The organism is Salinibacterium sp. TMP30 (assembly GCF_038397785.1).
In the GTDB taxonomy this organism is placed as follows: domain Bacteria; phylum Actinomycetota; class Actinomycetes; order Actinomycetales; family Microbacteriaceae; genus Rhodoglobus.
In genome coordinates, this window is record NZ_CP151642.1 from 2,290,638 (window position 1) to 2,308,260 (window position 17,623).

The following is a 17,623-nucleotide window of genomic DNA, read 5'->3' on the forward strand; positions in this document are numbered from 1 at the left end:
TGCCCCGTTAACGACGAAGGGCCCCTCGTCGCACTGACGAGGGGCCCTTCGGTGGCATCACCCGAAGGCGACTCCGAGACTACTTAGTTGTAGGTTCCCGGTGTTGAATCATTCGAGCTGAAGCTGTCGAAGTCGACAAAACTCAAGTCGCTCTCACTGAGGCTTGCATCATCAGCGAAAATGCGGTTGGGGTAACGTTCGGCTTTCGCCTCTTCCGTTGCCTCGACCGATACATCGCGGTAGCGCGGCAAACCCGTACCCGCCGGGATGAGCTTACCGATGATGACGTTCTCCTTGAGTCCCATGAGTGGGTCAGACTTGCCCTCCATGGCCGCCTGCGTAAGAACGCGGGTGGTCTCTTGGAACGACGCGGCTGACAACCACGACTCGGTTGCCAGCGAAGCCTTGGTAATTCCCAAGATTTCCTGACGCGCGGATGCCGTTGCCTTGCCCTCGGTGAGTACCGAACGGTTGAGGTCGTTGTACTTCGAACGATCAACGAGCTCACCCGGGAGCAGACCGGTGTCACCGTGGTCGACAACAGTCACCTTGCGGAGCATCTGACGGACGATGACCTCAATGTGCTTGTCGTGAATCGGGACACCCTGCGATCGGTAAACGCCTTGAACACCATCAACGAGGTGCTGCTGCACGGCACGGACACCGCGGACTCGAAGAACTTCCTTCGGGTCAACGTTTCCGACGTGCAGCTGCGTGCCGAGTTCAACGTGCTCGCCATCCTCAATCAGGAGGGTTGCGCGACGCAGGATCGGGTAAGCGATGGGCTCGTCGCCATTGTCTGGCGTGAGGATCAGCTTGCGACTGCGGTCGGTGTCTTCGATCGTGACGCGACCAGCGGCCTCTGCAATGGGGCTAGCACCCTTAGGGGTACGAGCTTCGAAGAGTTCCGTTACGCGAGGCAGACCCTGCGTAATGTCATCCGCCGAAGCAACACCACCAGTGTGGAAGGTACGCATGGTCAGCTGGGTACCGGGCTCACCGATCGACTGTGCGGCGATAATTCCGACAGCCTCACCAATGTCAACGAGCAGCCCCGTTGCGAGTGAGCGGCCGTAACAGACAGCACACACACCGACAGCGGACTCGCAGGTCAGAACCGAACGAACCTTGATGCTGTGAACTCCAGCAGCAACCAGCTTCTCGAGCAGAACGTCTCCGACGTCAGCACCGGCAGACGCAATGACGTCACCCTTGTCGTTGCTGGCGTCCGCAGCGAGGCTGCGGGCATAGACCGAGTTCTCGACGTTGTCGTCAAGAATCCACTTGCCATCGGCATTCTGTGCTGCGATCGGCATGTCGAGCCCCTTGCCGGTGCCACAGTCGCTTTCACGAATGATGACATCCTGCGACACGTCAACGAGTCGACGCGTGAGGTATCCCGAGTCTGCGGTGCGCAGTGCGGTGTCAGCCAGTCCCTTACGAGCACCGTGAGTCGAGATGAAGTACTCGGCTACGGTCAGGCCCTCCTTGTAGGAGTGCACGATCGGGCGAGGAATGATCTCACCCTTCGGGTTCGATACCAGACCACGCATACCGGCGATCTGACGGACCTGCATCCAGTTACCACGAGCACCAGACGACACCATGCGGTTGATGTTGTTGTCAGTGCGGAAGTTTGACTGCATAGCAGTTGCCACTTCTGCGGTTGCCTTGTTCCAGATCTCGATGAGCTCCTGACGACGCTCGGCGTCGGTCGTGAGTCCCTTCTCGAACTGACCCTGAACCTTGGCAGCCAACTTCTCGTAGCGGCCAATGATCTCTGGCTTGTTCGGCGGGGTCACAATGTCAGACAGCGCAACCGTCACACCCGAGCGAGTAGCCCAGTGGAAACCAGCGTCCTTGATCGCGTCAAGAGCTGCCGCAACATCCACCTTCACGTACCGCTCAGCAAGGTCGTTGACGATGGCCGAAATCTGGCCCTTGTCAGCGAGCGACTCCATGTAGGGGTAGTCCTTGGGGAGAGCCTCGTTGAAGAGGGCGCGACCGAGGGTCGTCTCCATGAGCTTGGACTGGCCCTGAACGAAGCCCTCAGGAGCATCTTCTTCGGAGAGGTACACGTTGTCGAGGCGGATACGCACCTTGGCGTTGAGGTCGAGCGAGTGCTGGTCGAACGCGAGAATCGCTTCAGCAACCGACGAGAACGCACGGCCTTCGCCAGCAACGTCTTCCTTCAGCGTCGTCAAGTGGTGCAGACCGATGATCATGTCCTGTGTTGGCAGGGTCACCGGGCGACCGTCAGACGGCTTGAGGATGTTGTTGCTTGCGAGCATCAGAATGCGAGCTTCAGCCTGCGCTTCGACCGACAACGGAAGGTGAACAGCCATCTGGTCACCATCGAAGTCGGCGTTGAAGGCAGCACACACGAGGGGGTGAAGCTGAATGGCCTTACCCTCAACGAGCTGAGGTTCGAATGCCTGGATGCCCAAACGGTGCAGTGTAGGCGCACGGTTCAGCAGCACGGGGCGCTCACGAATGATTTCCTCGAGCACATCCCACACCTGCGGCCGTGCACGCTCAACCATGCGCTTGGCGCTCTTGATGTTCTGGGCGTGGCTCAGATCGATTAGTCGCTTGATAACAAACGGCTTGAAGAGTTCAAGAGCCATCTGCTTGGGCAGACCACACTGGTGCAGCTTGAGCTGCGGACCAACGATGATCACTGAACGACCGGAGTAGTCAACGCGCTTTCCGAGCAGGTTCTGACGGAAACGACCCTGCTTACCCTTGAGCATGTCGCTCAAGGACTTGAGGGCACGGTTGCCAGTACCGGTAACGGGGCGACCACGACGACCGTTGTCGAACAGTGCGTCAACGGCTTCCTGAAGCATGCGCTTCTCGTTGTTGACGATGATCTCGGGAGCACCGAGGTCAAGGAGACGACGTAGACGGTTGTTGCGGTTGATCACACGACGGTAGAGGTCGTTGAGGTCGGAGGTCGCAAAGCGACCACCATCCAACTGAACCATCGGGCGAAGCTCCGGAGGAATAACCGGAACAACATCCAGAACCATCGCGGCCGGCGAGTTGCCAGTCTGCAGGAAGGAGTTGACTACGCGCAGTCGCTTGATTGCACGGATCTTCTTCTGACCCTTGCCGTTAGCGATCTGGTCGTGCAGATCAACGCTCTCGAGCGCGAGGTCGAATGCCTGCAGGCGCTTCTGAATTGCTTCAGCGCCCATGTAGGCCTCGAAGTAGCTACCGAAACGGTCTTGCAGTTCCTGGAAGACGGAATCCTCAGGCTTGAGGTCACCGATCTTGAGGCTGCGGAAGTCGTCCCAGACGCGCTCGAGCTGCGAGATCTGCTCGTCGATGGACTTGCGCAGCTGAGACATTTCCTTCTCAGCTGCATCCTTGACGCGACGCTTCTGGTCGGCCTTGGCACCCTCTTCTTCCAGAGCGGCGAGGTCTTCCTCGAACTTGGTCAAACGCTCAGCGATGCGGGAATCGCGCTGGCCCTCAAGCGTCTTGATTTCGAGACGGATCTCGTTCTCAAGCGCGGGCAGGTCAGCGTGACGGCCCTCTTCGTCAACCGAAATGATCATGTATGCGGCGAAGTAGATGACCTTTTCGAGGTCCTTCGGAGCCATATCAAGGAGGTAACCGAGACGGCTCGGAACACCCTTGAAGTACCAGATGTGGGTAACCGGAGCGGCGAGCTCAATGTGGCCCATGCGCTCACGGCGCACAGCCGACTTGGTTACTTCAACACCACAGCGCTCACAAACGATGCCCTTAAAGCGCACTCGCTTGTACTTGCCACAGGAGCACTCCCAGTCACGGGAAGGTCCGAAGATCTGTTCACCGAACAGACCATCCTTCTCCGGCTTAAGTGTGCGGTAGTTAATGGTCTCTGGCTTCTTAACCTCACCGTGCGACCAGCGACGAATGTCGTCGGCGGTAGCGAGACCGATTTTGATTTCATCAAACGCGTGAACGTCGAGCAATTTATCTTCTCTCTTCGAAAGTTGTGCAGTCGTGTTCGGTCGGGTTAAATCTCGTCAACAGACGAGGACTCGAACCGCGCTGAAATGTTGATGCCCAACTCTTCCGCTGCACGGAAAGCTTCATCATCCGTGTCGCGCAGGTTGACCGTTGAACCGTCGGCCGAAAGAACTTCGACGTTGAGGCACAGCGACTGCATTTCCTTGATGAGCACCTTGAAGCTCTCGGGGATGCCGGGCTCCTGGATGTTCTCGCCCTTAACAATGGCTTCGTACACCTTGACGCGGCCGAGGATGTCATCCGACTTGATCGTCAGAAGCTCCTGCAGTGCGTAGGCGGCACCGTATGCCTCAAGCGCCCACACTTCCATCTCACCGAAGCGCTGTCCACCGAACTGCGCCTTACCACCAAGTGGCTGCTGGGTGATCATCGAGTACGGACCCGTTGAACGAGCGTGAATCTTGTCGTCAACGAGGTGGTGCAGCTTGAGGATGTACATGTAACCGACCGAAACGGGAGCAGGGAACGGCTCACCAGAACGACCATCGAACAGCGGGGTCTTACCCGAGGAGTCGATCAGTCGAACGCCGTCACGAGTAGGGGTCGTGGAGTCAAGCAGACCCGCGATCTCTTCCTCGTAGGCGCCGTCGAATACAGGGGTAGCAACCTTGGTGCCTGGCTCGGCGCTGAAGGCCTCCTCGGGCAGCGAACGTGCCCACTCCGGCTTACCTTCAACTTCCCAACCCTGCTTCGCAACCCAACCGAGGTGAGTTTCGAGTACCTGACCGAAGTTCATTCGACCGGGGATACCGAGCGGATTCAGGATGATGTCAACCGGGGTTCCATCGGCGAGGAACGGCATGTCTTCGACCGGCAGAATCTTCGAGATAACACCCTTGTTGCCGTGACGACCAGCGAGCTTGTCACCTTCGGTGATCTTGCGCTTCTGGGCGATGTACACAACAACACGCTGGTTGACACCGGAGCCGAGCTCGTCATCGTTGTCTGCGGAGAACTCCTTGACAGCGATGATCGTTCCGGCTTCACCGTGGGGAACCTTCAGCGAGGTGTCGCGAACTTCGCGGCTCTTCTCATTGAAGATGGCGCGCAACAATCGCTCTTCTGCTGAAAGCTCGGTCTCGCCCTTGGGTGTTACCTTGCCAACGAGGATGTCGCCGGGGCGAACCTCAGCACCGATGCGGATGATTCCACGCTCGTCGAGGTCAGCCAATAGTTCTGGGCTGACGTTCGGCAGGTCGCGCGTGATCTCTTCTTTACCGAGCTTGGTGTCGCGAGCATCCACTTCGTATTCTTCGATGTGGATCGACGACAGTACGTCGTCTTTCACCAAGTTCTGGCTCAGGATGATCGCGTCCTCGAAGTTGTGGCCTTCCCACGGCATGAATGCCACGAGGAGGTTCTTTCCGAGCGCGAGCTCACCGTTCTCGGTCGCGGGGCCATCAGCAATAACCTGACCCTCTTCGACACGCTCTCCGGCGCTAACGATAACGCGGTGGTTGTAGCTCGTGCCCTGGTTGGAGCGGTCGAACTTGCGCAGGAAGTACTCCTGCGTTCCGCCCTCATCGAGCTGAACAACAACAACGTCTGCCGACACCTCGGAGACAACACCAGCCTTGAGCGTGGTGACAACGTCACCGGCGTCAATTGCGGCGAAGCCTTCCATACCGGTTCCGACCAGCGGGCTCTCGCTGCGAAGCAACGGAACAGCCTGACGCTGCATGTTGGCACCCATGAGTGCGCGGTTTGCATCGTCGTGCTCGAGGAACGGAATGAGCGAGGTAGCTACCGAAACCATCTGGCGCGGCGAAACATCCATGTACGCGATGTCTTCGACGGGAACGAGGTCAACCTCGCCACCCTTCTTACGGGCAAGAACGCGAGGCTCAGCGAACTTCATGTCGTTGGTGAGCGGTGCGTTTGCCTGCGCCACGATGAAGTCATCTTCTTCGCTTGCCGTCAGGTAGTCAATCGTGGTCGAGACGGTGTCGTTAATGAGGCGACGGTACGGCGTCTCAATGAAACCGAATGCGTTAATGCGTGCAAACGATGCGAGCGAACCAATCAGACCAATGTTGGGGCCTTCAGGAGTCTCAATCGGGCACATACGGCCGTAGTGAGAGGGGTGCACGTCTCGAACCTCAACGCCAGCACGCTCACGGCTCAAACCACCTGGGCCCAGCGCCGAAAGGCGACGCTTGTGGGTCAGTCCCGCGAGCGGGTTGTTTTGGTCCATGAACTGCGATAGCTGCGAAGTCCCGAAGAACTCCTTGATCGCGGCGACGACGGGGCGCACGTTGATCAGGGTCTGCGGGGTAATCGCTTCGATGTCCTGCGTGGTCATGCGCTCGCGAACAACACGCTCCATACGGCTGAGGCCGGTACGAACCTGGTTCTGGATGAGCTCACCCACGGCACGGATGCGGCGGTTGCCGAAGTGGTCGATGTCATCAACGTCGAGACGAACATCCACCTTCTTGCCGTCGCGGACGCCCTTGATGCTGGCAACACCACTGTCGCTTACCGCAACGTTGGGTGCCGAGTTGTCGTGAAGCGAAACCATGTACTTAATGGTCGCGATGATGTCTTCAACGGTAAGCACCGACTCTTTAATATCTGTGTCGAGACCAAGCTTGCGGTTGATCTTGTAACGACCAACCTTTGCGAGGTCGTAGCGCTTGGAGTTGAAGTAGAAGTTGTCAAGAAGCGCGCGTGCGGCTTCAGCAGCAACCTGCTCGCCCGGACGGAGCTTGCGGTAGATGTCTTTGAGCGCCTCTTCCTTGGTGAGGATGTTGTCTTTCTCCAAGGTGGCTTCGATCGACGGGAAACCCTTGAACTCGTGAAGGATCTCTTCGCTGGTGAGGCCGAGGGCCTTCAGGAATACGGTGACCGACTGCTTGCGCTTGCGGTCGATACGAACACCGACCTGATCGCGCTTATCGATCTCGAACTCAAGCCAAGCACCACGGCTCGGGATGATGCGAGCCGAGTAGATGTCTTTGTCGCTGAGCTTCTCGGGCTGGCGATCGAAGTACACACCGGGCGAACGCACGAGCTGCGAAACAACAACGCGCTCGGTTCCGTTGATGATGAAGGTACCGCGAGCGGTCATGAGTGGGAAGTCACCCATGAACACGGTCTGAGTCTTGATCTCACCTGTGAGGTGGTTCATGAACTCCGCGTTCACATAAAGAGGAGCAGCAAAAGTCTTGCCGCGCTCCTTGCACTCATCGATGGAGTACTTGGGCTCTTCGAGCTCCGGCTCCGTGAACGACAACTGCATCGTTTCGCCGAGGTCTTCAATCGGCGAAATCTCTTCAAAGATTTCGTCGAGACCACTGCGTGACGGCATATCGGTGCGACCGGCAGCTACGCCGTCGGTCGTACGTTGAATCCAGTCGTCATTTCCGACGAGCCAATCAAAGCTCTCGGTCTGCAATGCCAGCAGATCGGGAACCGTTAGCGTGTCAGTGATTTTTGCGAAAGAAAGCCGCGATGCTGAGCGGCCGTTTTTCGGGGACTTATTGGTGGACGCATCGCGCGCAGCAGCCAAGGAACAACCTCCGTGAACCCCGTCGGGTTCGTCTGTCAAGATAATTGACGGTCGGTAATGAAATGCTCACCAGAATTACCCCGCCGCTATACTCGGGGCACCCAGCTGTCCGCAATATGACTGCTTAAATTGTCTGGGAGCGCAAGGATCTACTATAAGCCGGTTTGCCGCGCCGTGTCCACCTGATTCTTGACCAAAGTCGAAATTTCGGCTAGGGGTTTGCTGTGAGTCCTGCTGCACGCTTCTTCGCAGCTAAGGCACCGAACGCTTCCCAGATCAAACGGTGGGCATTATTTACCGTGATGTCGGCGTGGTCATAGGCCGGCGCGACCTCCATCACATCGAAACCAACGACATCCGTTTCGAGCACAATTTGGCGCACCATTCGCAACAAATCAATGGGAGCAAAGCCTCCCGGCTCTGGCGTTCCTGTTGCGGGAGCGAAGCCGGGGTCGAGCACATCAATGTCAATGGAGATGTACACCTTGGATGCCCGAGCCTTCGCCGCAGCGATCACATCGGGGATCACGGCCTTGACGCCCCGCTCCCAAAACTCTTGCATCATGAAGTGCTTGAGGCCGTTATCGCGCATCCACTGCTGATCTTCTTCGCCCGGCCAATAGCCGCGCAAACCAACCTGCAAAAAGTTGGGGCCGGGAATCGCACCCGACTCAATGAGGCGCCGCATGGGGGTGCCATGGCTGGCCAGATTGCCTTCAAGAATATTTGCCGTATCGGCGTGAGCATCGAAGTGGATCATCACAACATTGCCGAAACCGTGATGCTCGGCCACCGCGGTTGCCGCCGGCCAGGTGATGGAGTGGTCGCCGCCAATGATGAACGGGATGATTCCGCGACTAGCGACCTCGGAGACGCGCTCGTAGATCGCCGCCTTAGATAGCTCCCACATTCCGTGACTCGTAATGGCATCCCCATAGTCGATGACATCGAGGTGGTCGAAGATTTCGACGCCAAGGTCAAGGTGATAGGTGCCGGGATCATAGGCGCTGGCGCGGAGAGCGCGTGGTCCGAAGCGGGCGCCCGGCCGGTTAGTGGTGCTGTCATCCCACGGTGCACCCACGACGGCAACATCGGGCTTCCACGAATCGAGCTGCTCTGGCTCACTCAGCATGGGCCGCATACCAAACGTGGCGGGGCCAACATAAGACTGGGCATTCAATTGCGCCTGCAGGTGAGGGGCAACCTCACGGTTCACATCGACCATGCTTCACGGTATCGCCCCGTGGCCGCTTGGCAGGTGAATGCCGCGCCACGGTTCTGTGCGACGAGCGCCGCACCAGCACGCACCAGTACGCACCAGTACGCACCAGTACGCACCAGATTGTGGCAAAGTCAATGCCATGGCCGAGCATCCAACACTCACTTTGAAACTCAGCGGCCACCTTGCCGAGATCGCCCCCGATAAGTGGATAGACGGCGCGTACACCCTGACCGTTGATGGCACACCGCAATCTCACGTGAATATAGACGACCCCAGCCAACTGTTCTTTGAGTACGTGCAGCGCATGGGGCACGTGATTGACCAGCTCACGGAGACTGGGGCACCCATCACTGCCGTTCACCTCGGTGGCGGCGCGCTGACCCTTCCCCGCTATGTCGAGGCCACCCGCCCGGGCTCGCGCCAACAGGTTGTGGAGCTGGAATCGGATCTCGTCGATTTTGTTCGCAAGGAACTTCCGTGGTCGAAGCAGGCATCCATTCGCGTTCGCCACGGTGATGCGCGTGAAGTGCTCGCCAAGTTTCCGCCCGGTTTGCGTGGTGCTGTCGACCTCCTTGTGGTTGACATCTTTAGCGGGGCGCGCACCCCGGCCCACGTAACGAGTCTCGAGTTCTACACCGAGGCAATGACTTTGCTTGCCCCTGACGGCGTGATTGTGGTGAATGTCGCCGATGGACCCGGACTCGCGTTCGCCCGGAGTCAAGCGGCAACCCTCAAGCACACGGTTGGTCATGTGGCCGCGCTCGCGGAGACACAGATCCTTAAGGGTCGACGTTTCGGCAACATTGTGCTCGTGGGTTCACCTTCTGCGTTGCCGCTGCAGTGGATGCCCCGTCTTTTGGCGGGTGGACCGCACCCATCAAAGGTGATCGCGGGCATTGAGCTGCTCGACTTTATTGGCAGTTCTCCCGTGGTAACCGACGCAACTGCGGTGAAATCACCCCCTCCGGCAAAAAATATTTTTCAAGTCAAGCCGGGGCATAGATAGACCGTTCCGTACACGGGGGACGCCTGTACCCCGGTTTCGTTGAGGCAAACGGGGGACAAATCTGTCCCCCCAATTGCCTGTTTCTGGCGATTTCCGCGGAAAACCGGGGTATTTCGTACCCCAAACGGTTTCGTCTAGTCCCCCATGGTGCGGACACGAATTGCCCCCCATTACTGGGGACTGTCCTCCATAGTGAGGACAGCTAGTGTGAATTTAGAAGTTGAACGCGAGCCCCGAAGCTTGCACAGGAACCCGAAACCAGCACACAGCTTCTTGAATCCCGATAACCCGAACCACAATCACTCCCGGCGAGCTTTGCTTTGCCGCGAAAGGAAATCATGAACAAGCTCGTTAAAGGCTCCATCGCAGGCGCAGCAGGAATCGCATTGCTTCTCGGTGGCGCAGGAACCCTCGCCACCTGGAACTCCTCAGTAACCGTCAGCGCACCCGGAAGCATCACCGCAGGAACGCTCGACATCGCAGCAACAACCGGCACGACCGACGGCTGGAAGCTTGGCTCTGCCGCAACCGTTGCTTCGCCCGCCAGCTTCAAGATCGTTCCCGGCGACACCGTCACCTACACGAAGACCTTCAACGTCACCGCAACCGGCGACAACCTCAGTGCAGCAATCGGACTCGGCACTGTCGCGATCGCACCGGCCAACTCAGCCACCGCGGCCGACACTGCACTCGCAGCAGCATTGACCAAGTCAGCAGTCTTCACGGTCAACGGTGCAACCGCGACAACCATCAGCCCCGCCGCAGGAACGCAGCCGGTAGTTGTGACCGCAACAATCACCTACCCGAAGAGCGCAACCGCTGGCGCAGAGAACTCGTCGAAGACCGGCGCTGTTTCGCTCAGCAACTTCAGCATCACGCTCACACAGAACTAGTTTTACCCGGCCGGGTGTGCGATCTGGGGGGACGCACACCCGGTAAAACTCTTCCTCTCTCCTCCCAGCTCCTCTTTTGCTCTGCACACTTCTCATCGGAAAGGCGGTGCACCATGAACTCAACACTCGTTCGCGGCTCGCTCCGCACCGATCGACGCCAGGGCCGTCACGCAAAGCCCCGTAGCACCTCACCCCTGACGCGTCTCATCCAGGGCACATCCGGTGTTCTCAAGGCGGCAGCTGTGCTCGCCATTGCGGTCTCGCTCGGTCTCGTCGGTACCGGTGGTACGTACGCTTACTTGAATTCCTCGGCCACAGTGACGCCCGGATCGACCGTGAGTGCCGGCACCGCCGCGCTCACCGTCGGCGCGGAAGCTCTCAACTGGACGGCGCTTGCGCCCGGCAAGTCAAGTACCGGAACCTTCACAATCACCAACACAGGTGATGTTCCCCTCGTGCTTTCTGCAACAATCGCAGCAACCATGACGCCCGCTGCCACAGCAAACCCATTCACCATCACGGTCGCCAATGGCGCCTGCCCGGCATCGGGTGTGCCCACCGGAACCCTCAACAGCACCCTTGCCGCAGGCGCAACTAGCAGCGCGTGCCTCGTAGTGACGCTCCCTGCGAACGCCCCTGCGAACGCACAGTCGGCCAGCGCCGCAATCACCGCGACGATCTCGGGGGTTCAGCCATGAGCCGCCGCACACAGCCGTCAGACACCAGCAAACAGCGGGGCATGAAACGCTCAACCCGGATGTCGATGATCGCCGGCGTTGCAGTATTTCTCACCCTAGTTTCAGGCGTGAGCTTCGCAGCCTGGACCGCGTCATCCACGAAAACTGCAACCGCCAGTGCTGGTGCAGTGGCAGTGACCACAGCAACAGCCGCTGGCGCTGCCACGATCACCGCTTTCGGTCCCTTCACTTACACGTCATCGAACCAGACCGTGACCAAGCCAATCACTGTGCGCAACACTGGCACCGTCGAAGCATCGGTGAGCACTGTTGCGATCTCGCGCTCCGGAACATTGGCCGGCAACCAGATAGCCGTGAAGTTCTGGGCTGGCACCAGCGCCGCATGCGCGGCGACCACCCCCGTCGTTTCATCGACGCTCGCCGGGGGCACTGTCTCGCTTGCCACGCTCAACATGACGATCGCCGCATCTGGTTCGGCGACCCTCTGCGCATCAACGACCTTCACCGGCAATATGACTACTCAGGCTGGCAGAACTACCGACGCCACTTTTGCCGTCAATGCAACCGCCGGAACAAACTGGAACGCCACAGACTCTCTCGCTGCGGCAAGCCGCACCTTCACTCAGAACATCTTCATCACCACTGTGCCGAACGCGCCGACGAATGCCCAGTGTGTGAACGAGAACAACCAGAACGTAATCACAATCTCGTGGAGCACCCCTAGCGGATTCGTCACGCCCAACGGCGGCTACAACGTTTATTGGAACGGCAGCTTCATCGCCAACACCTCCACTAACTCCATGGGACTTCAAGGCAGCGGTGTAAATGGAAGCCTGACCGTCCGCGCCGTCGCTTCTGATGGAACCGAATCTGCAGATTCCGCCAACATCCCCATCCAACCTCGCACATGGTGGGGAAGTGGGCTCGCGTGCGGATAGCAAACCGCCGAGCATCCGGAATTGCAATTGTGGTGGCACTGAGCGCAATGCTCGGTGCCACACCTTCTAGTGCCGCACCTGCTAGTGCCGCCACTGGCGTCGGCGTTGTCGAAGTCAGTAACGATGGCGTGAACTTCTCGCGCACCTACTCGGCCGCGGTTTTTGACAACATCGCTCGCCTGAGCCCAGGCGACAGTCAGTCCGAAACGATCTACGTTCGCAATTCAGGAACGGTAGCGGGCTACCTGCGCATCACCATGCGCGAGGTCCGCTATTCAGACCAGCACTACGGAAACGCGCTCAACCTGACCACAAGCACTCCGGCCGTCGCCGGCACTGCCAAGTCGATCAGTTCGGCAAACCCATGCCAGGTAACGTACGAAGGCACAATCGTTGCCCCGGGCGCCATAGTGCCCGTCGTCGCCACACTGGCTTTGGGCAATCTGAGTGGCACCGACGGACAGGGTGCAACGGCATCCCTGGCACTGAGGTTCGCGCTCTCCGATACAACACCGGGCACTTTGCCTGCAACGAACTGTGGTGGCTCAGGCACATCAATTCCGATAACGCCGACGAGTCCCGGTGCCGCGGGTGGAACCGCCACATCCGGAACTTTGACTGGTGGAATCGCTGTTCCCGCTCCCGCACCAAGCGCGTCTGCAGCACCAATATCCGGCGAGGCGTCAGGCGCCGAGGTTTTGCCATCGTTACCTTCAACATTCACTCTCGATCCCAACACGTGGCGGCTCTACCAGGAGTACCTTGTACTCATTCTGGTTCTGGCAGCAGTGATTGGGGCTGGAATCTCTTGGTTCGCCGGTCGACGCTCACGAAAGGACACCCACGATGTCTGAGATCACCGAGCGCGCTGACGCACGCAAGGCACAACGCGCCGACAACGAAAAACCCAAGAGCCTGCTGCATTACCTAGGAATAGGCATCAGCGCTGGCCTCTTCGGGCTAGTGCTCCTGGTTGGCGCCCTGGTTATCGTGATCCCCAACCTTGCCGGAGCCACGCCCCTGACCGTGCTCACCAGCTCAATGGAACCGGGACTTCCCCCGGGAACCCTCGTCGTGGTTAAACCGATCGCGACCAACGACATTGCCATGGGCGACGTCATCACCTACCAAATCGAGTCAGGCAAACCTGGTGTTATTACCCACCGCATTACAGGAATAACGAACTCGAGCGATGGAACCCGCACCTTCACACTCAAGGGCGACAACAACGACGTCGCGGATGAACTCGCCGTGCTACCCATTCAGGTCGTCGGCAAGCTCTGGTATAGCGTTCCGTGGATCGGAAACGTCAGCAACTTTGTTAACGGCGACGGGCGATCCTGGTTGGTTCCGATAATTGCCGTTGCGCTCTTTGTCTATGCAGGCTTCATGATCATGAGCGGCATCGTTTCAGGCGCGCGCAAACGCAAGCGGACACGAGCCCGTGCCGAACGTGAAGCCGAACGAGCCGCATCCATCCACGCCGTCACTGAAGTGGATGCCGTCGACCCTGTCGATAACCGCGTGCGACTGGGCTGACCCACTTCGATTAGCCTCAGTACGTGGCTGATCTTCCCCGAGTGCGCGTGTGGGCCGACGCGCTCATCAGACTGCACCTGACCGACGAGTGGCAGTTCACCTTCGACAACGCCAAAACGCGCGCCGGGCTCTGCAACTACACCCACAAGCGCATTTCGGTATCGAAGTATCTCGCTGCCCGCTATGAGGATGACGAGATTCATCAGGTGCTGCTACACGAGATTGCGCACGCAATGGCAGGGTCGGGGGCCGGCCATGGAGCCCAGTGGAAGACGATCGCGCGAGACCTCGGCTACGAAGGTAAAAGGCTGCACGGCGGGGCGATCGCCGACGAATTCGCCCCCTGGGTGGGCACCTGCCCGGCAGGACATCTGCACTATCGGTATCGCAAACCCACACGGGTGCTCGCCTGCGGCCTCTGCTCTCGAAAGTTTTCCAGCGCCCACCGCATCGAATGGGTGCAGCGCACTGTATCGCGCCCCCGGGGTTAGTCGCAGAGGGATACCGAATGTCGCGCGGCTCGCAGTCAGCGCGGCCAGCCGTAACCGGCCATAATGGTTAGGTGCAACATCCCGAGACTCCCGCTACAACCGGCCCATCTGGCACTTCTGACGCCACTGGACAGTGGTTCACCTCTCACACCTCACGCCGGTGGTGGTTTGACTCTGGCGCGCGTGCCCTCGACTTTGCCTACACCGGAGCTATGGGCAACAACCCGGCCTGGGAAAAGTTGCACACCCCCGGCGATCTCGCCAGCTGGCTCGATGAACGGTTCGACGCATCGGATGGTACAGTCACCGAGCGCGACCTGACCGACGCCCGAGGTTTGCGAGAAGCAATCGCCTCCATCGCATCCGCGCTGAGCGTAGACGCGACTCCTGACCCCCAACAGATCGACGTCATCAATCTTTTTGCGGCAACGCCGGATGTTCCGCCACGGTTAGCGGGAGGCGGCATGAAAGCGGGCCGAACCACCGTTCGCACCGGCCAAGCCCTCTCGACAATGGCCCGGGAGGCCGTGTTCCTGTTCGGTGCTGAGCAGCACGAACGAATTCGAGAGTGTGCCGCCGACGATTGTGCTCTCGTCTTCTACGACGAATCACGCTCAAATAACCGCCGCTGGTGCTCGATGCAACGGTGCGGCAACCGCGCAAAAGTGCGCAGCCACCGTGCCCGCAATGCGGCACGCTAGCTGCGCACACTCAGTTGTCGACTAGTCGACGAACTGAACCTCTTTCCAGAAAGTTACGTAGTTGGCAAAGTCTTTACCCACGCGCTTCGCAGCACCCGGAAGTGGGTCGGGGTAGCTGAATGCGCGGTCCTGGAACTTCTTGCCATCAGCACTCACGGTGAAGTACTGGCAGTCGCCTTTCCAGGGGCAGTGGTACGGAGTGGGGCTCTTCTCGAGCAGCTCGTGGTTTACGCTGGCCGGCGGGAAGTACCAGTTGCCCTCGATCTTGATGAGATCGTCCTGAGGTGCTTCTGCGATCACGGTGCCGCCGATTACTGCCTTCATACTGTCCTCCATTGAGTCGGTGATTGTTCGAGCCAATCCTTCAGGCCAACGCTCAAGGAGCAAGCGTCATTCCCGAACGATCTCAAAACTGGCTGCAGCATTGCTGACAATGGCAGCATGCAGCAAGTCTCTGCCTACATCGCTGATGTGCTGCTGGCCCGCGACACTGGCTGACAGCAAGTGGTCATGGGCCGACTTAAGCCCAGTAAACGCTGCGACGGCGGATGCTGCTTCCGGAGAAATGTAGTCAATTCCCGCATCCGCGAGCGCGTCAATGATCGCGCCGGCAGCGAGGAGATCGTCGACGGTGAAACCGCCGTGCGGGTCGCCCGCCGCGATGACGGCGACGGTGAACCGGTCGCCTTTCGCCGTCTGCTGGGCGAGAACCCAGTCAGCGACGGTCGTGGCGGCCCCGGTTCCGGCGGCGAGGATTGAGAAGGGTCCCGGCAACTCAGGCACGGGCGTGACACCGTCGGCAAGAGCATCCACCCATACAACAACGTCAGCGCCAGGACTCAGCTCGAGCGCGCGCTGGCGGCCAAATCCGAAACGCACTTGGTACTGGGGTTGGTTGCGAGGATCGTTCACTCCACGAGGTTAAGGCAAACTTCGGTGGCGAACTCTCTGGATTACCTAATGTGACAGGAGCACACTAGAAGCATGCGCGTGCTACTGAAACTCGAACTCGACTGCGACCCTGAAGATGCTTGGCGTGCGATTCGCACTCCGCAAGTTTTTCGAGATGTCTCCTACCCCCTCACGCAGTTCACCTCGCTGGAAGCTGGCGGTTTTCCTGAACTGTGGCAACCCGGCGATCATCCTGTGCAAGTGTCAGCGTTTGGCAAGTTTCCTATCGGTGAACAGCTGATTGCGGTGTCGTTCGAGAATTCCCCCGGCGGCCTTCGCATCATGCGCGACCGGGGGCGAGGTCTCAGCGGGCCGCTCGCGCTCGTCAGCCACTGGGAGCATTCGATGGCGATCAGCGCTGCACCCGGAGGCAAGACTCTCTACCGTGACCAACTCAGCTTCACGGCGGGCGCTCTCACCCCAGTGATGTGGCTCATGTATTGGGCGTTCTGGCAGTGGCGTGCGGCCGCACTCAAACGACTAGCCCCCACCTGGGGTTCTGGCATAACCGGGCGAACTAACTTGAGTCTTTAGAGCTTGAGGCGCACTTCGGCCACGAGCATAAATCGAATCAGCGTGCGTGGAAGGAAGTCACGGTGCCCCGGTTGCGTCGCAGTGATCCCTCAGGTCTTGGATACCACCGGGTGCGTTCCGGTCGAGGCTTCAGCTTTAGAGATCCCCAAGGCACGACGGTTGTGGACCGTCAGCGGCGTGAACGCTTCATGTCTCTCGGCATCCCGCCAGCCTGGAGCGATGTGTGGATCGCACCCTACGAAAATGGCCACATCCAAGCCACGGGACTAGATGCTGCTGGCCGACGACAGTACATCTACCACCCGGTCTGGCGTGAACGGCACGACCGCGAAAAGTTTGATCGAGCTCTAGCACTCGCTGAGGCGTTGCCGTCGGCGCGCGCACACGTCACTCGCACCCTGCGCAGTAGCGATGACGCTCACGAACGCAGCCTTGCTGCCGCCTTTCGGATGCTCGACACCGGGGCACTGCGCATCGGCAGCGAACGCTATGCCGACGAAAACGGCAGCCGAGGTTTATCAACACTGCTGTGTAACCACGTGGGAGTGCGAGGCGAGTGCGTCACACTCCGCTTTCCCGCCAAGAGCGGTCAGCTCTGGGAAAGTGAGATTAGGGACGCCGACCTTGCGACCTTCGTTCGCGGCCGGCTGCGGGCCGGCAAGCAGACCCCCCTGCTTTCGTGGAGAGAGGGTAGTCATCGTCGCTCGCTGAGCGCATCCGACATCAACGATTATGTGCGCGAACGCACCGGCGGTGAGTTCACCGCAAAAGACTTTCGCACGTTGCGGGGCAGTGTGGCAGCCGCCAGTAGCCTCGCAGTGACCGGGCCCGCGCAGAGTCAGCGCGAGCGGGCGACAGGGATCAAGCGCGCAATGGCAGCCGCAGCCGAGGTTTTGGGAAATACCCCCGCGATCGCGAGGAAGAGTTATGTCGACCCGCGCATCGTCGATGCTTATATCACTGGCTCAACAATTGACCCTCGCCGTTTAGCGTCGGCCGAGACTGAGTTGAGGCTGCTGCTCGCGCCAGCAACAACAGCAATCTGATACCGACCCGCGCATTTCGAGCGAGCCTCGTTTAGTGCTTGTTTGGTTTCTGGTTTCGGTGCATTCTGAG

General features: G+C 59.3%; 15 protein-coding genes. 10 read left to right on the top strand and 5 right to left on the bottom strand.

What is annotated here, in order from left to right; genetic code table 11:
* Positions 1-83 precede the first annotated feature (83 nt).
* The 3 genes from AADH44_RS11190 to speB all read right to left on the bottom strand — a co-directional run bounded on the left by AADH44_RS11190 (position 84) and on the right by speB (position 8,759).
* Positions 84-3,965, bottom strand: a complete 3,882-nt coding sequence (locus AADH44_RS11190; RefSeq protein WP_341952908.1) for a DNA-directed RNA polymerase subunit beta' — start codon at positions 3,963-3,965, stop codon at positions 84-86.
* Positions 3,966-4,009: 44 nt separating this feature from the next.
* Complete coding sequence (gene rpoB, locus AADH44_RS11195) at positions 4,010-7,534, bottom strand: DNA-directed RNA polymerase subunit beta (protein ID WP_341952909.1); 3,525 nt, start codon at positions 7,532-7,534, stop codon at positions 4,010-4,012.
* 211 nt (positions 7,535-7,745) lie between these two features.
* Positions 7,746-8,759 carry an agmatinase gene (speB, locus tag AADH44_RS11200; RefSeq protein ID WP_341952910.1) on the bottom strand — a complete coding sequence of 338 codons (1,014 nt, stop codon included), beginning with the start codon at positions 8,757-8,759 and terminating at the stop codon, positions 7,746-7,748.
* Positions 8,760-8,895: 136 nt separating this feature from the next.
* On the opposite strand from speB, the gene AADH44_RS11205 reads away from it, so the two are divergent.
* The 8 genes from AADH44_RS11205 (at position 8,896) to AADH44_RS11240 (ending at position 15,022) form a co-directional block, all read left to right on the top strand.
* On the top strand, positions 8,896-9,762 hold the full coding sequence (locus AADH44_RS11205; protein WP_341952911.1) for a fused MFS/spermidine synthase: 867 nt from the start codon (positions 8,896-8,898) through the stop codon (positions 9,760-9,762).
* A gap of 338 nt (positions 9,763-10,100) precedes the next feature.
* Complete coding sequence (locus AADH44_RS11210; protein ID WP_341952912.1) at positions 10,101-10,655, top strand: alternate-type signal peptide domain-containing protein; 555 nt, start codon at positions 10,101-10,103, stop codon at positions 10,653-10,655.
* A 113-nt stretch (positions 10,656-10,768) separates the two neighbouring features.
* Complete coding sequence (locus tag AADH44_RS11215) at positions 10,769-11,353, top strand: TasA family protein (RefSeq protein WP_341952913.1); 585 nt, start codon at positions 10,769-10,771, stop codon at positions 11,351-11,353.
* Positions 11,350-12,291, top strand: coding sequence for a hypothetical protein (locus AADH44_RS11220; protein ID WP_341952914.1), 942 nt, complete (start codon positions 11,350-11,352; stop codon positions 12,289-12,291). The genes AADH44_RS11215 and AADH44_RS11220 overlap by 4 nt, the downstream gene beginning before the upstream one ends.
* Positions 12,282-13,145 (top strand): hypothetical protein, encoded by an 864-nt coding sequence (locus AADH44_RS11225; protein WP_341952915.1) that lies wholly within the window; start codon positions 12,282-12,284, stop codon positions 13,143-13,145. Before AADH44_RS11220 ends, AADH44_RS11225 begins: the two co-directional genes overlap by 10 nt.
* Positions 13,138-13,830: a signal peptidase I gene (locus tag AADH44_RS11230; RefSeq protein ID WP_341952916.1), complete on the top strand. Its 693-nt coding sequence runs from the start codon at positions 13,138-13,140 to the stop codon at positions 13,828-13,830. The genes AADH44_RS11225 and AADH44_RS11230 overlap by 8 nt, the downstream gene beginning before the upstream one ends.
* Before the next feature lie 23 nt (positions 13,831-13,853).
* On the top strand, positions 13,854-14,321 hold the full coding sequence (locus AADH44_RS11235) for a SprT-like domain-containing protein (RefSeq protein ID WP_341952918.1): 468 nt from the start codon (positions 13,854-13,856) through the stop codon (positions 14,319-14,321).
* A 71-nt stretch (positions 14,322-14,392) separates the two neighbouring features.
* Positions 14,393-15,022: a CGNR zinc finger domain-containing protein gene (locus AADH44_RS11240; protein ID WP_341952919.1), complete on the top strand. Its 630-nt coding sequence runs from the start codon at positions 14,393-14,395 to the stop codon at positions 15,020-15,022.
* 21 nt (positions 15,023-15,043) lie between these two features.
* Here AADH44_RS11240 and AADH44_RS11245 read toward each other — a convergent pair whose 3' ends face one another.
* Both AADH44_RS11245 and AADH44_RS11250 read right to left on the bottom strand, forming a co-directional pair.
* Entirely contained in the window at positions 15,044-15,346 is a 303-nt protein-coding gene (locus AADH44_RS11245) for a DUF427 domain-containing protein (RefSeq protein ID WP_341952920.1), read from the bottom strand.
* A 66-nt stretch (positions 15,347-15,412) separates the two neighbouring features.
* The gene (locus AADH44_RS11250; protein ID WP_341952921.1) at positions 15,413-15,934 is read right to left on the bottom strand and encodes a hypothetical protein; all 522 of its coding nucleotides are present in this window, start codon (positions 15,932-15,934) and stop codon (positions 15,413-15,415) included.
* Between the two features lie 72 nt (positions 15,935-16,006).
* Here AADH44_RS11250 and AADH44_RS11255 point away from each other — a divergent pair, with 72 nt between their 5' ends.
* Both AADH44_RS11255 and AADH44_RS11260 read left to right on the top strand, forming a co-directional pair.
* Complete coding sequence (locus AADH44_RS11255; protein WP_341952922.1) at positions 16,007-16,507, top strand: hypothetical protein; 501 nt, start codon at positions 16,007-16,009, stop codon at positions 16,505-16,507.
* Positions 16,508-16,569: 62 nt separating this feature from the next.
* Positions 16,570-17,553 carry a DNA topoisomerase IB gene (locus tag AADH44_RS11260; protein ID WP_341952923.1) on the top strand — a complete coding sequence of 328 codons (984 nt, stop codon included), beginning with the start codon at positions 16,570-16,572 and terminating at the stop codon, positions 17,551-17,553.
* The last annotated feature ends 70 nt before the right edge of the window (positions 17,554-17,623 follow it).

Bases quoted from the DNA above. Each gene is read 5' to 3' on its own strand.
- AADH44_RS11210 (WP_341952912.1), top strand. From the start codon at position 10,101: ATGAACAAGCTCGTTAAAGGCTCCATCGCAGGCGCAGCAGGAATCGCA.
- AADH44_RS11215 (WP_341952913.1), top strand. From the start codon at position 10,769: ATGAACTCAACACTCGTTCGCGGCTCGCTCCGCACCGATCGACGCCAG.
- AADH44_RS11220 (WP_341952914.1), top strand. From the start codon at position 11,350: ATGAGCCGCCGCACACAGCCGTCAGACACCAGCAAACAGCGGGGCATG.
- AADH44_RS11230 (WP_341952916.1), top strand. From the start codon at position 13,138: ATGTCTGAGATCACCGAGCGCGCTGACGCACGCAAGGCACAACGCGCC.
- speB (WP_341952910.1), bottom strand. From the start codon at position 8,759: ATGGTCGATGTGAACCGTGAGGTTGCCCCTCACCTGCAGGCGCAATTG.
- AADH44_RS11245 (WP_341952920.1), bottom strand. From the start codon at position 15,346: ATGAAGGCAGTAATCGGCGGCACCGTGATCGCAGAAGCACCTCAGGAC.
- AADH44_RS11205 (WP_341952911.1), top strand. From the start codon at position 8,896: ATGGCCGAGCATCCAACACTCACTTTGAAACTCAGCGGCCACCTTGCC.
- AADH44_RS11255 (WP_341952922.1), top strand. From the start codon at position 16,007: ATGCGCGTGCTACTGAAACTCGAACTCGACTGCGACCCTGAAGATGCT.